Below are 19,951 nucleotides of genomic sequence, written 5' to 3'. Positions count from 1 at the left end.
CGAAGGACGCCTGTCATGCAGCAACCTCATTCTTCGCCGGTCGCGCGGACCTTTCCCTGCGGACTCACGCGCCGCGAATGGGTTTGGCAAATGGGCGGCGGCATGGCGGGTCTGGCGTTGAGTTCGCTGCTGGACGCCGACGGCTTCTTTGCCCGGCATCTGCAGGCGGCGACGCCGGCACCGGCCGGACCGCTGGCGCCCAAGCCGCAGCACTTTGCCGCGAAGGCCAAGAGCGTGATCTTTCTGATGATGAACGGCGGCCCCAGCCAGGTCGATCTGTTCGATCCCAAGCCCGAGCTGGAAAAGTACGCCGGTCAATCACTGCCCGAGGGCAAGAAGTTCATCAACTCGGGCGGTCGCGCGATCGGCTTCCTGACGCCCGGTCAGCGCCCGTTTCGTCCCGGCGGCCAGAGCGGTCTGCCGGTGAGCGACTACTTTCCGCTGGTTCGCGAGCATGCCGACAAGCTGGCCGTGATCCGCTCGTGCCATGCCGACAGTCATGCCCACGGGTCGGCGCTCGTCCAGATGAACACCGGCAAGCCGTTGATCGGCAAGCCGTCGCTCGGGAGCTGGTGCGTGTATGGATTGGGCACCGAGAACCAGAGCCTGCCGGGCTACGTCGTGATGCTCGATCAGCGCGGCGGGCCGATCAGCGGCCAGCCCAACTGGTCGAGCGGATTCATGCCAGCCACGTTCCAGGGCACGCTGTTTCGCCCGCTGGGCAACCCGATTCTCGATCTGCAGGGTCCGGAGTATCTCGATCGCCAGGCGCAACGGGCCCAGCTCGACCTGTTGGCCGAGTTGAACCAGGCGCACCTCGACGGCCGGCCCGGCGGCGAGGAGCTGGCCGCGCGGACGCAAAGCTACGAGCTGGCCTTCCGCATGCAGGCCGAGGCGCCCGAGGCGGTCGACCTGGGCCAGGAAACGCAGGCCACGCTCGACCTGTACGGCGTGGGCCGCCAGCCGACCGACGAGTTCGGCCGCAACTGCCTCATCGCCCGGCGGCTGGTCGAGCGCGGCGTGCGGTTCGTGCAGCTCTACTCGGGCGGCGGCCATCTCGAGGCCACCTGGGACGCGCATGAAAGCGTCGAGAAGAATCACGGCCAGCACGCGGCCGAGGTCGATCAACCCATCGCGGCGCTGCTCGCCGACCTGGCGCAGCGGGGATTGCTGGACAGCACGCTGATCGTCTGGGGCGGCGAGTTCGGCCGCATGCCGTTCTCCGAGGGCGTCGGCAAGCCGGGCCGCAATCACAACCCGTACGGCTTCACCATGTGGCTGGCCGGCGGCGGCGTGCGCGGCGGCATGACCTATGGCGCGACCGACGAGTTTGGCTTCGAGGCCGTCGAAAACAAGGTGCACGTGCACGATTTGCACGCCACGATCCTGCACCTGCTGGGCCTCGACCACACACGGCTGACCTATTTCCATCAGGGCCGCGACGAGCGCCTGACCGACGTCTACGGCAACGTGGTCGAAGCGGTGATTGCCTGATGGCGACGCGGCGCGTTCAACCCCCACACGTCGCCGGCGTGCGGCATTTGCGTAAGCATGATCCCGTGATGCGGGTCGTGATCGATCGCGCAGGCCCGTTTGCGCTGAAGCTGCAGCGCGACCGCTTCCGGTCGCTGGTCCGCGCGATCGTCGCGCAGCAGATCTCGACTGCCGCGGCGCGCTCGATCCTCGCCCGGCTGGAAACGCTCGCCGGTCCCAGGGGTCTTACGCCCGATGGGCTCGGACGCTTCGGGCTCGACGAGCTGCGCACCGCCGGCATCTCGCCGCAGAAAGGCGGCTACCTGCTCGACCTGGTCCAACGGGCCCGCGACGGGCGGTTGCAACTGGCGCGCATCGGCCGGCTCGATGACGAGGCGGTGATCGAGCATCTGGTCCAGGTCAAAGGCATCGGCCGCTGGACGGCGCAGATGTTCTTGATCTTCTCGCTGGGCCGGCTCGACGTGTTCCCGCACGACGACCTGGGCGTGCGGATGGCCATCAAGCGGCTCTACGGCCTCGAAGAATTGCCCTCGAAGGACGCCGGCCACGCCATCGCCGAGCGCTGGCGGCCGTACGCCTCGATCGGCAGTTGGTACTGCTGGCGGGCGCTGGAGTTCAAAGCCGAGGGCTGATCGCTGCGGTGCCGCTAGGGGGCGGATGCGTCAGCTGCCCAGCTTGGTTCGCGCGGCGCGTTTGGCCTTTTTCTTGGCACCGGCCTTCTTGGCCTTGGCCTTGGGCTTGGCCTGCCGTTCCTTCGGAGCGCTCGGCGGCGCCTGCTCGGCATTCCAGGCCTGATACAGCGCCAACAGTTCGTCGCGCTTGCTGGTCTCCTCGCCGGCCAGGTTTTTCGACTCGCCGATGTCGGTCGCCAGGTTGTAGAGCTCCGGGTCGGGCCCGCCGTCGCGGCCGACGAGCAGCTTCCAATCGCCATGGCGGATGGCCCATTGCTCGCCGAAGCGCCAATAGAGCGTCTGGTGCGGCTGGCCCGCTTGGGTGCCGGCCAGGTACGGCGCGAGGTCGACGCCGTCGAGCTTCCAGGCCGGGTCGACCGTTCCGCCGGCCGCCGTGACGACGGTCGGCAGAATGTCGAGCTGAATGATCGGGTGCTGGTATTCGGTCCCGGCGGGGAAATGCCCCGGCCACTTCGCCGCAAAGGGCACGCGGACGCCGCCTTCCCAGGTCGTGGCCTTGTAGCCGCGCAACGGACCGTTGCCCGAGGTCGTCACGAGCGTCGGTCCGCCGTTGTCCGACAGGAAGAACACGATCGTGTTGGCCTCCTGACCGGCCTCGCGGATCTTGTCGAGCACGCGCCCCACGGCGTCGTCCTTGGCCGACATCATCGCGGCGAACAGCTTGCGCTTCGGGTCGTCGATGTTCGGGAACCGGTCGAGATACTTTTGCGGGGCCTGCAACGGCGCGTGCTGGGCATTGAACGGCAGATACAAGAACCAGGGGCCCGCGCGATGCGCCTCGATGAATTCGACGGCCCGTTGGGCGTATTGGTCGGTCGTATAGAAGGTGTCGTCGTCGATCTGTTGCACGTCGTTGGAGACGCGAGAATCGACGAACTGCGTCGGGTGATAGAACGGCGTGTTGCCGAGCGTGCCGTAGAACTCGTCGAATCCGCGTTTGGTCGGGCGCGTCTCGGGTCGATTGCCCAGGTGCCATTTGCCGATGGCCATCGTGGCATAGCCCAGCGACTTGAGGCGATCGGCGATCGTCGTCTCGTTCAGATCGAGTCCCTTGACGGCCGCCACGTTGTTGAACTCGTGCCCGAAGCGCGTCTGGTAGCGGCCGGTCATCAATCCGGCTCGGGTCGGGCTGCAGTATGGTCCTGAGACGTAGCCCTGGACGAATCGCACGCCTTGCTTGGCGATCGAGTCGATGTGGGGCGTGGGGATTTGCTGGTTGCCCTGGAATCCATACTCACCCCAGCCGGTGTCGTCGGTGAGGATGACCAGCACGTTGGGCTTTTCGGCCGCGGCGGCGGTTGCGGCGCCGCAGGCCACGATGAGCAAGGCAAGCGACCAGCGCGACATGGGGCAAACCCTTCTCAAGCGATGGGAGGATGGTGCGGCGATCCGGTCCCGGCAGCACCGGGCATCCAGTAAACCCCGCCGCGGCGGTAAAGTTCCGCCGTGGCCCATTGAAAGTGGTCGCGCGCCGCAAAACAAGCGTCGGGGACCAGGGTTACAATAGGTGCCGATGACCCGCGCGATGAGGCTTTTATCGCTGGCCTGCGCCATGGCGGCCCTGGCGCCGCACGGCTGGCGGTGCGCGCGGGCCGGCGACGTCGAATTCTTCGAGCAGCGAATCCGCCCGGTCCTGGTCGAACACTGTTACGAGTGTCACGCCGGCGACGAGCGCAGCGGCGGTCTGCAGCTCGATTCGCGCCCGGCGCTCGTCGCCGGTGGCGACTCGGGGCCGGCGCTGGTGCCCGGCGATCCACAGGCAAGCCGGTTGCTGCGGGCCATCCGATACGACGACCCCGACTTGCAAATGCCGCCTGCCGGCCAGTTGGCGGACAACGTGGTGGCCGATTTCGATCGCTGGATCGCCGCCGGCGCGCCTGATCCGCGCGAACCTGTCGCCGCCAGCGCCCCACGGGCGATCGACCTGGCCGCGGGGCGCGAGCATTGGTGCTACCGTCCGCCGACGCGCGCGGCAGTGCCCGAACTGCGCGACGCCACGTGGCCGCTCGATGAGCGCCTCGACGGGTTCATCCTGGCGCGGCTCGAAGAGGCCAATCTGCGCCCGGCCGGCGAGGCATCGCGCCCCGAGTTGCTGCGCAGGTTGAGTTTCGACCTGGTCGGCCTGCCGCCCACGCCCGAGGAGCTCGACGCATTTGTCGCCGACGAGGCGCCGGGCGCCTACGAGCGCCAAGTCGACAGGTTGCTGGCGAGCCCGCAGTATGGCGAGCGCTGGGGGCGGCATTGGCTCGACGTCGCGCGGTTTGCCGAGTCGTTCACGCTGCGCGGCCTGGTGATGAGCGAGGCCTGGCGTTATCGCGACTATGTGATCGAGGCGTTCAACGCCGACCGCCCGTTCGATCGCCTGGTTCGCGAGCAGTTGGCCGGCGACCTGCTGCCCGCCGAGAGCCTGCCCGAGCGCCAGCGCCAACGTATCGCCACGGCCTTTTTGGCGATGGGCAACCACAACCTCGAGGAGCAGGACAAGGCCCAGTTGCGGATGGACGTGGTCGACGAGCAATTGGAAACGATCGGCCGCGCGTTCCTGGCGCAAACGCTCGGCTGCGCGCGGTGCCACGATCACAAGTTCGACCCGATCCCGACGACCGACTACTACGCCCTGGCGGGCATCCTGCGCAACACGCAGACGCTCGAAGATGCGAACGTCTCGAACTGGCTCGACGTCCCCCTGCCCCTGCCGGAGGACGAAGAACGCTTCTTTGCCGAGCTTCACACCCAGGAAAGCAAGCTGGCGGCGCAAGTGAAGCAACAGCGCGAGCTGGTCGAACGGCTCGCGCAAACCGATCCCGCGGGGCCGGCCGTGGTCAAGGCGAGCGACCTGCCCGGCGTCGTGGTCGACGATGCGCAGGCCCGGCTCGTCGGCCGCTGGACGCGTTCGCAGTCGGTGCGGCGCTACGTCGGCGAGGGCTATGTCCACGACGGCAACGAGCAGCCAGGCACGAAGACGGCCACCTTCATCGCCGAGTTGCCGGCCGCTGGACGCTACGACGTACGCCTGGCCTACACGCCGGGGAGCAATCGGGCGACGAACACCGAAGTGACCGTGTTCAGCGCCGAGGGGGAGCTGGTGCGGCAGATCAACCAGCGCGAGCGCCCGCCGATTGATGGCCGGTTTGTCTCCCTCGGCGAGTTTCGGTTCGAGCTGGGGGGACAGTCGTTCGTGCTGATTTCGAATGCCGGCGCCGACGGGCATGTCGTGGCCGACGCCGTGCAGTTCCTGCCGGTTGGCGAGTCCAGCGGCGCCGCGGCCGGGGAAACACCGCCCGCCGCGGCCGAGTCCGCCGAGCTGAAAGATGCGCAGCGGCAGTTGCGCGATCTGGAGGGCGAGCTGCGCAAGCTGCGGGAAGACAGCCCCCGGCGGCCCAAGGCCCTGTCGGTGGTCGAGCAGGCGTCGATCGAAAATGCCCGCGTGCACGTGCGCGGCAACGTCCACAACCAGACGGACGAGGTGCCGCGCGGATTCCTGAGCGTGATGCCTGGCGTGCGACCGCCGGCGCTACCGCCTGAGCAAAGCGGGCGCCGCGAGCTGGCCGATTGGATCGCGGCGCCGGACAATCCGCTCACGGCGCGGGTCTTCGTGAATCGCGCCTGGCATTGGCTGTTCGGCGCAGGCCTGGTGCGAACGACCGACAATTTCGGTACGACCGGCGAACGGCCCTCGCATCCCGAGCTGCTCGACGAGCTCGCGTTGCAGTTCATCGACGACGGCTGGTCGATCAAGCGGCTCGTGCGCCGCATCGTCACTTCGCGCACCTATCGACAGGCGACCACGGCCGAACCGTCGCTCGTCGAGGCCGATCCCGAGAACCGGCTGTTTGGCCGCGCCGTGCGTCGCAGGCTCGACGCCGAGGCCCTGCGCGACGCCATGCTCGGCGCGGCGGGACGCTTGGACTTGACCCTGGGGGGGCCGACGATTGCGCCCGGTACGGCGGCCGACTATGGATTCGTCTACGACCAGCCGCGGCGGAGCGTCTATGTGCCGGTATTGCGCAACGCTTTGCCCAGCCTGTTTCAGGTGTTCGATTTTGCGGATCCGAGCGTCGTGACGGGCGTCCGCGCGACGAGCACCGTGGCGCCGCAGGCGCTGTGGATGCTGAACGACCCATTCGTGCGCGAGCAGGCGCGGCACACGGCCGTGCGTCTGCTGGCCAGCGCCGAGGACGACAAGTCGCGGCTGGTCGCGGCGTTTCGTATCCTGTTGGGACGCGAGCCGCGCGCGGCGGAGTTGCTGGCGGCGCAGGCCTATCTGTCGCCGGCCGACGACGGCGCGACGCCGCAGGCGCGCGAAGATGCCTGGACGCAATTGGTGCAGGCGCTGTTCGGTTCACTCGATTTTCGCTACCTGAACTGACGCGAGACGCAGCATGCACGGCTCGATCGATCCTCGCCGCTGGTCGCGTCGCGAATTGTTGGCGACCAGCGCCTGTGGGTTCGGCCAGATGGCGCTGGCGTCGCTGACGGTGCGGGCGGCGGCAGTCACCGGCGAGGCGTCGCGCACCGTCCATTTTCCGGCCCGGGCCAAGCGCTGCATCTTTTTGTTCATGCAGGGCGGACCCAGCCACGTCGATTCGTTCGACTACAAGCCCCGGCTCCTGGCCGACGACGGCCAATCGATCGACTTCGACGATGCCCGCAAGCGGGCCAACACGGGCCAAGGCGTCTCGGCCCAGCGGATCATGAAGCCGCAATGGCCGTTTGCCCAACACGGCCAGACAGGCCGCTGGGTGTCGGAGCTGTTTCCCGCGCTGACGTCGGTGGTCGACGACCTGTGCTTCGTCCACTCGCTGCACACCGAGGGGGTGGCGCACGGTCCCGCGACACTGTTTCTGCACAGCGGGGCGACGAATTTCATCCGGCCGTCGCTCGGGTCCTGGCTGCTCTACGGCCTGGGCACCGAGAACGAAAACCTGCCGGGCTTTGTGTCCATCGCCCCATCGGCCGGCAACGGCGGTCCGCGCAACTACGGCGCCGCGTTCTTGCCGGCGCGCTATCAGGGCACGCCGATCGGCCGCGCCGGCGCGCCGGCGCAAGCGATCGCCAATATTGCGCGCGACGATCTCGATCGCACCGCGCAGCGCCGGCAGCTCGACCTGTTGCAGGCGTTCAATCAGGCGCAGCGCGACGCCGCTGGCGGCGAGAGCGAATTCGACGCGGTCGTGGAAAGCTACGAGCTGGCCTGGCGGATGCAGATGCATGCGCCGGGGCTGTTCGACCTGTCGGGCGAGTCGCAAACGACCCTGGCCGCCTATGGCGCCGACGACAAGGCCACGGCCGATTTTGCCCGTAAGTGCATCCTTGCACGGCGGCTGGTCGAAGCGGGCGTGCGCCACGTGCAGGTGACCTACGGTGACAACACGGCCAACCCGGCCTGGGACCAGCACTCGAACATCGCCAAGCATGCCGATCATGCCCGGGCCGTCGATCGCCCGGTGGCCGCGCTCGTGGCCGATCTCAAGCAGCGCGGATTGCTCGACGACACGCTGGTCTGGTGGGGTGGCGAATTCGGACGCACGCCTTATGCGCAGGCCAATGGCACGGGCCGCGATCACAACCCCTTGGGTTTCACCATGTGGCTCGCCGGCGGTGGCGTGCAGCCCGGGCTGGCCTACGGGGCGACCGACGAGTTCGGGCACCAAGCTGTCGAGCACAAGGTGCACATGCATGATCTGCATGCGACACTCTTGCACTTGATGGGCCTCGACCACGAGCGGCTCACCTATCGCTACGCGGGCCGCGACTTCCGCCTGACCGACGTTCACGGCCGAGTCGTCGACGAGTTGTTTGCCTGAAATACTCGGCAAACTTCGGGCAGATTCGCAAGCTTGAAGTGGGGTTGAGACAGCTTCTCATTTCGCTGTCTGCAACTAGGTCTCAACAACGCCGCGTGTTGGACCGCGCTTTCGGCAAGGTTTGCTAGCGCAACGAGATGCGGCGTTTTGTCGTTGCGTGGTTTCCCCGATAGCGAAGTTGGTCTTTGAACGTAACAGTTATCGCAAGTTGTCAGCGCGCGGTGGTGGAGATTGCAGACCGCACGCGAAGCAATTGCGAGGCCCAGCCGGGTAGCTCGCGCACACGCGGCAGCCAGGGGAAACCGCTGCAGTCGATCGAGCGAGAGAGACGCGCAGTGGTTGGCAGTCGCAGGTGATGGTTCGCGGGCAGCGATTGCCAGTCCTGGAGAGTGTCGCCCAGCGGGCGGCGTTCTCCGGGTGCAGCGCTCGTGGTCACTACGTCCTGTAGCCAAGGGAAGCTCACATGCGTCGCCGTCCTGTGCGTAAGAGTGCGTCGTTCTTCTCTCGCAGCAAGTCGCAACGCCGTGGCCGCCGCGCGTTTCGCCCGCTCGAGGCGCTCGAGCATCGGCTCGTCCTGGCCGGTGTCTTCGGCGGTGACCCGAACACGGTGATCGAAGGCAAGGTCTTCAACGACCTGAACGGCGACGGCAATCGCACCGGCGATCCGCTGTTGCCGAACTGGACCGTGTTTCTCGACCTCGACCACAACGGCGCGCTCAACGGCAGCGAACCGTCGCGCGTGACGGACGACGCGGGTGAGTACAAGTTTGCCGGATTGCTGTCCGGCACCTACGAGGTGCGCGAGATCTTGCAGGCCGGCTGGTCCGCCACGACGCCCGTGTCGCAATTCGTCACGGTCGAAGACGGCGACGGCGTCGAAGTGCATTTCGGCAACAGCCAAGGCATTATCGTTCCCACTTACGGCGATCTCGACGGCACGGTCTGGAACGACCTCGACGGCGACGGGGTGCGCGCCGTTGATCCGGGTACGGGCGACTACACCGAGCCGGGCCTGTCGGGCTGGACCGTGTATCTCGACCTGAATACCGACGGCACACTCGATGCCGGCGACGTTTCGACGACGACCGACGCCAATGGCTATTACCTGTTCTCCGGTGTCGAGACGGGCGACTATGTCGTCGCCGAGGTCCTGCCCACGGGGTGGGATGCCGCGCCGGGCTGGAACACGAGCGAGTGGGTCTCGATCTACGACAGCCAAACGACGACGCAGGACTTCGCCAACGTCGTGCTCGAGGCCGCCAGCGCCAGCGGCGTGGTGTGGAACGACCTCGACGGCAGCGGCGTGCGCGAATTCGACTCAGGCACCGGCACCTACACCGAGCCGGGTCTGGCCGGCTGGCGGGTGTATGTCGACGTCGACGGCAGCGGCGCCTACGAAGCCGGCGAACCGACGGCGGTGACCGCTGCCGACGGCGCGTATTCAATCTTCGGCATCCCGACCGGCACGTTCGATCTGCGCGAGGAGCAACTGGCCGAGTATCGGCCCACGGCGCCGGCCACGGGTTCGACTACCTTGTTTTTCGACACCGGCTTCGTCTATACGGCGATCGATTTCGGCAACCAGTTGCGCCAGGAAGCCATCATCCGGGGCACCGTCTATGCCGACTCGGATCACGATCACACGCGCGACGCGGGCGAACGCGGTCTGGCCGGCATCACCGTGTTTCTCGACACGAACGACAACGGCGCACTCGACGCGGGCGAAGCGTCGGTGGTCACCTCGGCCGACTTGTTCTATACGCCCGGCGTCGACGAGACGGGTACCTACAGCTTCACGCACCTGCCGGCCGGCACGTACCACGTGCGTGAGATTGTCCCGGCCGATCAATTGCCGACTCCGGCCGACCAGAGTCACCACGTCGTAACGGTCACCGCCGCCCAAGAACTGGCCGGCGTCAATATGGGCAATATTTTCCGCCCGAACGAAGTCCGTGGCGTGAAGTTCGACGATCTCGACAACGACCACGTCCGCGACCCGGGCGAACCGGGCATGCCGGGCGTGACGATCTACATCGATCTCAATCGCGACGATCAGCTCGATGCCGGCGAACCGACCACGGTCACCGGGGCCGACGGCTCGTACGCGTTCACCGGCCTGACGCCGGGTGCCTACGTCATCCGCCAGGTGCTCCCGACGGGCCACGTCTACAGCTATCCCGGGCCCACCGGCGGAACGCTCTGGCCGATGGGCACCAGCAATCCGGTGGTCGGCAACGTCAGCCCGACGAGCATCACGGTCGCGCTGGCCGACGGCCAGACGCATCGGCAGAACGTTTCGTTGACCTTGCCTAGCGGCGGCGCCCTGACCAACCAGGTCGACGTGTTTCTGCTGTTCGACGACACCGGCAGCTTCACCGACAACAGCCCGATCGTGCGGGCGGCGTTCCCCGAGATCATCGCGGCCCTGCAATCGGCGCTGCCGGGAATCGATCTCGGCTTCGGCGTGGGCCGGTTCGAAGAGTACGGCAATTTTGCCGAAGAGTATTCGACCGGGCGGCCGTTCATCCTCAACCAGCCGATCATCGCCAGCAATGTGCCCGGCTTCGCGACCTCGATCCAATCGGCGCTCGACAGGATGGCGCCCGGCTACGGCGGCGACACGCCCGAGACGCTGATCGAAGCCTTGTATCAGACGGTCACCGGCGCCGGTTTCGACGGCAACAACAACGGTTCGGTGCTCGATAGCGGCGCCGCCGGCCTGGTCAACACCCAATTGAATCCTGGCGATAGCGGTGACGTGCCTTCCTACGCATCGTTCACGCCCGACGCGTCGGGCAACGTGCTGGCGGCGTCGGGCAACGTCGGCGGGGCGGGCTTCCGGCCCGGGGCGCTGCCGATCGTCCTCGCGGCGACCGACACGGGCTTTGCTTATCAGCCCAAGCCGGGGGATTCGACGATCACCGGTGTCGGCGGACTCACGCTGCCCTTGTCGGTGTTGACCGAGTCGGCCCGTACGACGACTCCCTTCAACTACGGGGCCGGCATCCAAGAGACGATCACCGGCCTGAACGCCCTGGGCGCCTTGGTCATTGGGCTCGGCGTGAATCCGGAGGCCAATCTCGACCCGCGGCAGGATCTCGAGGCGATTGCCCGGTTGACCGGCGCGACGAACCATTCGGCCGCGTCGATCGCCAACGGCACCGCCGACCCGATCGACCCAGGCGATCCGATGTACTTCCAGATCAGCTCCGGTTTCGGCGGTACGGTCGCCAACGGCGTCGTCTCGGCCATCCAAAACGCCGTGACGAACGTGGCCGTGAACATCACGCTCCGGGCATCGGACCCGCGCGTGACGATCATCAACCACACGGGCGTGCTGCCGAATATCGGCGCCGGCCAGACGGCCACGTTCGACGTCGAATTCGTCGGCGACGGCCTGCCACACCGATTCGACCTGCAATTCGTACGCGAAGGCACAAACGTCGTGTTGGGCTCGATTCCGGTCGTGATTGGCACGCCGATCACCGGCGATTGCTACGAGTTCGAAGACCTGGAAGACGGCGAATGGGCCGAGGTCGAGGACTTTGGCAGCCATGCCGAACCGCTCGACGTCGAAATCGCCGGGGCGTCGTCCGCCTACCGTGGCGAGAGCCTGTCGTTCACGTTTACCACGCCCACCGGGGCCACGGGCCCCACGGCGCCGCTGACCTATGCGATCGACTGGGACGGCGACGGCGCGGTCGATCAGACGGCGTCGGGCACCGAGTCGGGCGTGACGCTCTCGCACGTGTTTGCCGCGGCCGGCAACTACGCCGTGAAGGCGACGGTGACCGATGCCGTAGGTCAGGCGAACACCCAGGTGCAAAGCGTCAATGTGGCGAAATATGTCCTGCGTTCCGATGGCGCCGGGCACACCGACCTGATCTGGAGCGGCACGCCCGGCTTCGACGCGGTGTTCTTCTTCAACTCGGCTCAACGCGTGACGATGGTCACGCAGTTCGAGAACGGGGCGTTGAACTTCTCGGTGGTCTCGCTCAACGGCATCAACGGCAAGATCATCGCCTACGGCAACGACGGCCTCGACGTGATCGACGCCGAACTCGTCACGCAACGCCGCGTGGTGCTCTATGGCGGCGGCGGCGACGATGCCCTCTACGGCGGGCAGCGTGCCGACAGCTTGTTCGGCGGCACGGGCAACGACCTGCTCGTCGGCGGTACACAAGGGACGGACCTCGGCGACGCTATTTTCGGCGAAGCCGGCAACGACGTGCTCGTCGGACACCGCGGGGCCGATAGCCTCAACGGCGGCGCGGGCGAAGACTTGCTCGTGCCCGACATCATCCAATATGCCCCCGACTACTACGGGCTCCTCAACGGCGCCGCGGGCGTGTGGAACAACGGCGACACGTACGCCAATCGCGTGGGTTCGCTGCTGGTCGATACGCTGCTGGCCGGCGACACCGTCGTGAGCGACGGCGCGGTCGACCAGTTGACCGGCGGCGACGAGCTCGACTGGCTGTTTTACACCTTCGGACAGGACGTCGTATCCGACGGCTCTGCCGGCGAGACCGAAACCGACGCGCTGCCCTGATTGCGATTTTTCCGGGTGACCGGTTCAGGGGAACCGGTAGGAGTGTGGCCGGCATGCGCCGGCGGCTTAGGCCAAAATGTCTCCGAGCAACTCGCCGTGGACGTTGGTCAGCCGCCGGCGGATGCCGTTGTGGTAGTAGGTCAGGCGCTCGTGGTCGATGCCCAACAGGTGCAGGACTGTCGCGTGCAGGTCGTGCCACGACGTGGGCCGTTCGATCGCCTTGTAGCCGACGTCGTCGGTGGCGCCGTAGGCGATACCGTGCTTCAGGCCCGCCCCGGCCAGCCAGACGGTGAAGCCGTATTGGTTGTGGTCGCGTCCCAGGCCCACGACGTCGGCGGCCGATTGCGTGAACGGTGTTCGTCCAAACTCGGTCGTGAACAGCACCAGCGTATCGTCGAGCAGCCCGCGCTGCCGCAGGTCGCGCAACAGGCCCGCCACCGGCCGATCGATGCGCGGCGCCTCGCGGCCGTGATTCTCGCGCATGTCTTCGTGTCCGTCCCAGTTGATCCGCGGTGAGCCGAACGAGCCCCCGGAAAACAATTGCACGAACCGCACGCCGCGTTCGAGCAGCCGTCGCGCCAACAGGCAGCCGCGGCCGAAATCGGCCGACTCGACCCGGTCGAGCCCGTAGAGCTGCCGTGTGGACTCGGTTTCCTGCGCCAGGTCGGCGACCTCGGGCACGGCGGTTTGCATGCGCGCCGCCAGCTCGTAGCTGCGCAGCCGCGCGGCCAGCACATCGTCGCCGGCGTGGTCGGCCAGGTGTTGCGCGTTCAGGGCCGCGAGCGCTTCGCGCGTGGCGCGATCCCGATCGCTGGAGATGGCTCGGGCGGGCACCAGGTCGTCGATCGGCGCGCCGGAGCTGCGCAGCGTCACGCCTTGGTGCCGCGCCGGCAAGAACCCATTGGACCAATTGATCGAGCCGCCCGCCGGGTAACCGCGCGCATCAGGCACCACGACGTAGGCCGGCAGATCGTCGCTCTCGGTGCCCAGTCCGTACGACAGCCAGGCACCCATCGTGGGAAAGCCGTTGAGTCGAAAGCCCGTGTTCTCTTGGAATGTGGCCGGGGTGTGATTCGAGGTTTCGGCCACCATCGAATGGATCACCGTCAGCTCGTCGGCTACCTGCGCCAGCTCGGGAAACAGCTCCGACACCCATAAACCGCTGTCGCCGCGCTGGCGGAATTCCCATTCGGGCCGGCGGAGCAGGCCCACCTGTCCGAAGAACACGTCGGGCTGTTCATTGCCGGGCAGCGGCTGGCCGTGCAGGCGGTTGAGCAGCGGCTTGTGGTCGAACGTGTCGAGATGACTCATAGCCCCGCACAGGCAGATGTGCACGACGCGCTGCGCCTTGGGGGGATGATGCGGCGGCGGGTCCGACGCCTCGCCCGGCACGCGGGCCCGCGCAGGGCGGCCGTCGGCGGCGAGCAGCGCGGCCGCGGCGATGCTGCCGACTCCCCAACGGGCAAACGCGAGAAACTCGCGGCGACTGCAGTCCATCCCGTTAATCGACATAGACAAACTCGTTGCTGTTCAGCAAGACGCGCGCCAGGCTTGCCAACCCCTGCTCGCGCACCAGCGCTAGGGCGATGGCCGTCTCGCGCTCGGTGGCGGCCCGGCCATAGACCAGGCGAAACGCCCGTTCGATTTGCGCGGCGACTTCGCTGCCGGCCTCGTGCTCGACACGTTCGGTGAAGGCGTCGCTCATGCGCAGGACGAAGGCATTGTTCAAAAGTGCCAGCGCTTGCAGCGGCGTGGTCGTGACGGCGCGGCGCGGCGTCGTGGTCGAAGGGTCGGGGCAATCGAATGCATCGAGCAGCCCGCCACGTCCGCCGCGCGTCGTCGTGCGATAGACGGTGCGGCGTTCGAACTCGGGCCCGCTGCGCTCTGCCGGCAGGTACGACCAGGTGCCTGATCGATTGAGCTCTTCGTAGTCCTTGAATCCTGGCCCGCCAGCCAGCGGGTTGAGCCGCCCGGCGACGGCCAGCATGCTGTCGCGCAGGGCCTCGGCTTCGAGCCGCCGCGGCGTGTAGCGCCACAGTAGCCGGTTGCTCGCATCGCGCTCGACAGCCTCGGCGCGGGCGAGCGAAGCCTGGCGATAGGTGGCGCTCGTGACGATCAGCCGGTGGAGTTGCTTGAGCCGGAAGCCGCCATCGCGGAATTCGGCCGCCAACCAATCGAGCAGCTCGGGATGCGACGGACGCGCGCCGTTGAAACCGAAATCGTTCGGCGTATCGACCAGCCCGGCGCCGAAATGGTAGTGCCAGACCCGATTGACCATCACGCGGGCAAACAGTGGGTTGTCGCGCGACGCGATCCAGTTGGCGAGCGCCGCGCGGCGCGCGTCCTCCGGCCCGTCGGGCGCCAGGCCGAACTCGCTGGCCGGACCCATGGCGGCGATCCCCCCGGCGGCAACCAGGTCGGCAGGCTGCCGTGGGTCACCTCGACGCAGCACGTGCGTCGGCTCGGGCTGGCGCGGCCGGCAACAATAGACGTTGCGCTGGCGCGGTGCCGCCAGGCGACTGCGGGCCGCGTCGAGCCGCTTGGCCAAAGCGGCGCGCCGCCGCGCGGTCTCGGGATCGAGTCGCGCGATAATTTCGTCCGCGGGTATCTCGTCGCCGGCGCGGGCGACTTCGGCCGGCGTGAGGGCCCGATCGTAAAGCTCGGCTCGCTCGATCGCGCCGGCCAGCATCCGGTTGCCGCCCGGCGGCTGATGGCGCAGGCCGAAGGCGACGTACGCCTGGCCCGCCGCGAACAAGACCGGCGGGCCGGTCTGATAAGGCTGACCGTAGGGCAGGCCATCGCGGTAGGCGGCGATCGTGCCGTCGTCGGCGTAGGTGATCGTAATGCGGACGGCTCGGCCGTCGGCCTCGGTCTCGGCCGGTGCCTGAAAGCTTTCCGTGCGCTCGAATCCATTGCTGCCGGCCAGCCATTGGCCCGCCTCGCGCTCGGCAAAGACGATGGCGTCGAACACCTGGCCGTCGGCCGACAGCAGGCTGATGGCCGCCCCGCCCCGCTGGTTCAGGTTGGCCAGCTGCACCCAGGCCTGGAGCGTCTTGGCGCGCACGTCCTGGATCAAGGGCTCCGTCGTCGCAAAGCCCGAACTCCCGTCGACATTCAGAGCGCCTGCGCCGAGCGCCGCGCTGCCTTGCAGCGTGATCGCGTGTGCGCCGTTGCCGTCGCGCAAGTCGTCGAAATCCCAGCGCGCGATCGGGCGCAGCGCCTGATCGCCGGACGACGGGGTCGAGGCGCGCTGGCTGGCGATCTGCACGCGGATCGGCGCGTCGATCGCATCGAGCTGGGCGGCGAGTGACGCGACTTCGTCGCGCGCCTGTTGCCATTGCTGCTGGTCTGTCTCGCGCTGCGCGGGCGTGGTGATATCGCGCACGCCCTGCCGGACGCCAGACAGCGCCGCGACGACCCGGTAATAGTCGCGCTGCAACAGCGGATCGAATTTGTGATCGTGGCACCGCGCACAATTGAGCGTCAGTCCCAGGAAGGTCTGCCCGATCGTACCGACCAGGTCCTCCATCTCGTCTTGCCGTACGACGGCCTTCATCGCCGCGCTCTGCTGGCTCTGGCCGGGCGTGTCATAGGGGCCCGCGGCCAGAAAGCCCGTCGCGACGGTTGCCGAGGCGTCGTCGGGCGCGAGCACGTCGCCCGCCAGTTGGCGGCGGCAGAACTCGTCATAGGGCAAGTCCTCGTTCAGCGCCGCGATCACCCAATCGCGATAGGGCCACGCGTCGCGCCGCGGCTCGTCATATTCAAAACCGTTCGTCTCGGCGAACCGCACCACGTCGAGCCAGTGCCGAGCCCAGCGCTCGCCGTACTGCGGAGCCGCCAACAGCCGATCGACCAGCCGGTCGTAGGCCGCCGGATCGCCGTCGGTCTCGAAGGCGGCGACCGCCTCGGGCTCGGGTGGCAGGCCCCACAGGTCGTAGTACAGCCGCCGGATCAACACGCGCTTGCCGGCTTCGGGCGACGGGGTCAGGCCCGCCGCGCTCAGGCCCGCGAACACGAACCGGTCGATGGGCTGAGTGTTCCAGCGTGGGTCGGCCGCCGCCGGCGGGTCGGGACGCACAATCGGCGCCAGCGACCACCAGTCGTAACCGGCACGGTGGTCGGTCGAATAGCGAAACCGATCGATGGGGTCTGTGCCCCACGGGGCACCGGCCGCGATCCACGAGCCCAGCAGTTCGCGCTCGTCGTCGGCCAGAGACATCTCGGGCGGCATTTCGCCGGCGACCACACGTTGCCACGCGTGGCTCTCGTCGCGATTGCCGGCAACGAGCGCCGGTCCCGAATCGCCGCCTCGCAGGGCGGCGTCGCGCTGGGTCAGATCGAGCCCGCCCTTGGGGTCGGCCGAGTTGTGGCACTCGAGGCAGTGCCGCGCGAGCCAGGGAGCGAGCTGTCGATCGAAGCGTTCGGCATTCCACGGCGAATCGGCAGCCGCCGGTGCCGCCAACGCGGCCGCCACGGCGACGACCAGCAGCCCACGCGTTGTGCGGTGATAGCACATGACGATGCTTCGCAGCTTGAATGTCCCTCCGGAGCAATCTAGCCACCCGGCGCGCCGGGTGCCAAATCGCGGCGCAAAACGACAGTTCCCGCCAACTCGCGGCCGACCGGGTGGCGGACCCGCCGGAGCGAAGTTCCGGTATCGGTAAATCGGGCATTCTGGCGAGAGCCTGTGGGTTCTGCCGGATTGACTGGAAATGCCGATTGCCGCTCGCCGATCAGCCTTGTGAGGCCGAATTTGTAATCCCGTGCTGGCGCGTTGCTGCATGCGAGACACCTGGCGAATCGTGGCTGGTTGGTGCTTGATCCTGGCGCTGGCCCCGGCTGCGTTTGCGGCCGAACCGGCGCGCACGGCGCAGGTGCCCTACGCGCCGCCCCCCTCGCCGCCGGCCTATGTGCCGCCGCCGCCGGCGGGTATGCAAGCGATGGCCTATCCGCCCGCCCCCAGCGTTCCGGCGATTCCCGTGGCGCCCGATCCGCATGCTCGCGAGGGCTGGCTGCCGCCTTGCGGCGGCAATTGTGAAGAGTGCCTGGGCGACGTCTGTTGCGCGGGCCTCGACTGGGCGACGCTGGGTCGTTGGCAGGTGTTTGCCGACGCGCTGGCCCTGCGGCGCGATCAGATGTCCGACGTCGAGTTCGCCGGCGCGAACGGCCACAGTCTGGCGAGCAACCAATCCGATGCGCCGTTTGCCGCGATGCCAAGGCTGGGCGCAGGCTACCTGTTTGCGCCGAATTGGCGCATTGAAGGCCTGTACTACGGTCTCGGCGACTGGCAGGAAGATCGCGCGCTGTTCGACGAATCGATCAACCCGCTGGGCACCACCGGCAACCTGGTCTCGCGGTTGTCGAACTTCGGCAACCCCGGCCTGACCCCGGGCGTAGACTACAACTACCTGGCCGCCTACGAGGCAGAGAGCGAGCTGGACAACGCCGAGCTGCACGTCCGGCATCGTTTCGAGACGCCGCCCTACTTCGCCTTCTCGGCGCTGGTGGGGCTGCGCTACCTCAACGTCTCCGAAACGGCCCGGCTGCGTACGGCGTCGCACGAGCCGGGTCCGAGCGACGCGACGAACGACGTGACGGTCAAGACCGACAACCAGATGCTCGGCGTCCAGATCGGCGGTAACTCGCAGATCTACGTGTACGGCCGCTGGACGTGCGCGTTCGAGGCCAAGGCCGCGGTGCTGCAGAACGATGCGTCGCTCGAGACGCGACTACTGCGCGATCCCGGCACCGGCACCGTGACGACGTATCTGGCCGACGACGATGGTCAGAAAACGGTCTTCACCGGCGAGTTGGAGCTGACCATGAACTGCCAGGTGACGCCGCACTTCGCCGCGCGGTTTGGCTACCACGCGTTGTGGGTCGATGGGCTGGCGATCGCCACCCAGAACATCCCGCGCGACATCAATTACCTCACGACAGGCCCGGTCAATCTCGATCACGAGGGCCGCTCGGTCTATCACGGCCCGCAGATCGGTGCGACGCTGTCGTGGTGACTCTGCCGCGTTGATGCGGACCGGCGCGCGGGCAGGTCAGCCGACCAGCCGTGCGGCCAGATCGTTCTGCCCGCCGACGTCGGTCAAGCGCCGCTCACGGCCTTCGAACAAATAGGTCAGGCGTGTGTGATCGAGCCCTAGCAGCGACAGCATCGTGGCGTGCAGGTCGTGCACGTGGACCTTGTCTTCGACGGCCGTGAAGCCAAAGTCGTCGGTAGCGCCGATCACCTGTCCGCCGCGCACGCCGCCGCCGGCCAGCCAGGCTGAAAAGCCGTAGGGATTGTGATCGCGCCCCTGGGTGCCCTGCATGACGGGCGTGCGGCCGAACTCGCCGACCCACACTAGCAGCGTGCTGTCGAGCAGGCCCCGCTGCGCCAGGTCGCGAATCAATCCGGCGATGGGCCGGTCGATTCGCGCGGCGTTGGTTTCGTGATTCTTGGCGCAGTGTTCGTGGCCGTCCCAGTCGTTGTTGATCAGCATCACGTAGCGCACCCCGCGCTCGACCATCCGCCGCGCGAGCAGGCACATCTTGCCAAAGCGGGCCGTCGGTTCCTGGTCGGCGCCGTATTCGCCCAGCGTGTGGGCGGTTTCATCTTCCAGCCGCATCAACTCCGGGGCGGCCGTTTGCATGCGGTAGGCCAGCTCGTAATTGGCCAGCCGCGCCTCGAGACGGCTGTCGCCCGGCCGGTCGGCCGCGTAGCGCTCGTTCCAATCCTGGAGCTGGTCCATCAGCCGTCGCTGTCGAGCCGCGGACAGGTGCGGCGGCACCGCGAGATTCTGAATCGGCGGGCCCGAGTCGCGCAGCCACGTGCCTTGGTAGACGGCCGGCAAAAAGCCCGACTGGTACATCACGTTGCCGCCGCGAAAACCGCCGTCGGTCAGCACCAGGTAGGCCGGCAGGTTGTCGCTTTCGGAGCCCAACCCGTAGGTGACCCACGCACCGACGCTGGGATGACCCAACAGCAGCGACCCGGTCGTGACCAGGTTGATTGCCGGCCCGTGGATGAACGACTCGTGGTGGCACGATCGAACGACCGCCAAGCGATCGGCCTGCTGCGACAGGTGCGGGAACAAGTCGGAGATCTCGATGCCCGACTGCCCTCGGGGACGAAACGCAAACGGCGAGGCCAGCAGCGTCCCGTCCGAGGCGCGCATGAATTGCAGGTCGAGACCGGCCGAGTTGAAGCTGTCGGGCAGCTTCTGGCCGTTGTACTTGATCAGCTCCGGCTTGGGATCGAACGTCTCGATCTGGCTGGGACCGCCCGACAAGAAGATGAAGATCACATGCCGGGCCTGGCCCGCGCGCGGCGGCTGCCTTGGGGCGAGCGGGTTCGCGGCCCGCGACGGCTCGTCGCCCACGGCTTCGCGCGCGAGCAGCTCGCCGGCGGCCAG

At 67.6% G+C, this 19,951-nt stretch carries 10 protein-coding genes; 6 read left to right on the top strand and 4 right to left on the bottom strand.

Annotation, left to right across the window (positions count from 1 at the left end):
• Positions 1-15: 15 nt before the first annotated feature.
• Both K1X74_20455 and K1X74_20450 read left to right on the top strand, forming a co-directional pair.
• On the top strand, positions 16-1,494 hold the full coding sequence (locus K1X74_20455) for a DUF1501 domain-containing protein (protein MBX7168720.1): 1,479 nt from the start codon (positions 16-18) through the stop codon (positions 1,492-1,494).
• Entirely contained in the window at positions 1,494-2,126 is a 633-nt protein-coding gene (locus K1X74_20450) for a DNA-3-methyladenine glycosylase 2 family protein (protein MBX7168719.1), read from the top strand. Before K1X74_20455 ends, K1X74_20450 begins: the two co-directional genes overlap by 1 nt.
• A 30-nt stretch (positions 2,127-2,156) precedes the next feature.
• On the opposite strand, the gene K1X74_20445 is transcribed toward K1X74_20450, so the two are convergent.
• The gene (locus tag K1X74_20445) at positions 2,157-3,533 is read right to left on the bottom strand and encodes a sulfatase-like hydrolase/transferase (GenBank protein MBX7168718.1); all 1,377 of its coding nucleotides are present in this window, start codon (positions 3,531-3,533) and stop codon (positions 2,157-2,159) included.
• A gap of 178 nt (positions 3,534-3,711) precedes the next feature.
• On the opposite strand from K1X74_20445, the gene K1X74_20440 reads away from it, so the two are divergent.
• The 3 genes from K1X74_20440 (at position 3,712) to K1X74_20430 (ending at position 12,545) form a co-directional block, all read left to right on the top strand.
• A complete protein-coding gene (locus K1X74_20440) occupies positions 3,712-6,555 on the top strand; it encodes a DUF1553 domain-containing protein (protein ID MBX7168717.1) in 2,844 nt (947 codons plus the stop codon).
• Between the two features lie 13 nt (positions 6,556-6,568).
• On the top strand, positions 6,569-7,993 hold the full coding sequence (locus K1X74_20435; protein ID MBX7168716.1) for a DUF1501 domain-containing protein: 1,425 nt from the start codon (positions 6,569-6,571) through the stop codon (positions 7,991-7,993).
• 463 nt (positions 7,994-8,456) lie between these two features.
• Positions 8,457-12,545, top strand: a complete 4,089-nt coding sequence (locus K1X74_20430) for a hypothetical protein (protein ID MBX7168715.1) — start codon at positions 8,457-8,459, stop codon at positions 12,543-12,545.
• Between the two features lie 66 nt (positions 12,546-12,611).
• On the opposite strand, the gene K1X74_20425 is transcribed toward K1X74_20430, so the two are convergent.
• Entirely contained in the window at positions 12,612-14,057 is a 1,446-nt protein-coding gene (locus K1X74_20425; protein MBX7168714.1) for a DUF1501 domain-containing protein, read from the bottom strand.
• On the bottom strand, positions 14,047-17,061 hold the full coding sequence (locus tag K1X74_20420; GenBank protein ID MBX7168713.1) for a DUF1553 domain-containing protein: 3,015 nt from the start codon (positions 17,059-17,061) through the stop codon (positions 14,047-14,049). The genes K1X74_20425 and K1X74_20420 overlap by 11 nt, the downstream gene beginning before the upstream one ends.
• A 265-nt stretch (positions 17,062-17,326) precedes the next feature.
• Between K1X74_20420 and K1X74_20415 the strand changes: the two genes are divergently transcribed.
• A complete protein-coding gene (locus K1X74_20415) occupies positions 17,327-18,559 on the top strand; it encodes a BBP7 family outer membrane beta-barrel protein (GenBank protein ID MBX7168712.1) in 1,233 nt (410 codons plus the stop codon).
• A 36-nt stretch (positions 18,560-18,595) separates the two neighbouring features.
• On the opposite strand, the gene K1X74_20410 is transcribed toward K1X74_20415, so the two are convergent.
• The coding region (locus K1X74_20410; GenBank protein MBX7168711.1) for a DUF1501 domain-containing protein at positions 18,596-19,951 on the bottom strand (1,356 nt) is incomplete at its 5' end.

The organism is Pirellulales bacterium (assembly GCA_019694435.1).
In the GTDB taxonomy this organism is placed as follows: domain Bacteria; phylum Planctomycetota; class Planctomycetia; order Pirellulales; family JAEUIK01; genus JAIBBZ01.
Note: the sequence above shows the minus strand (reverse complement) of the source record. Positions and strands in the feature narration are given on the sequence as shown.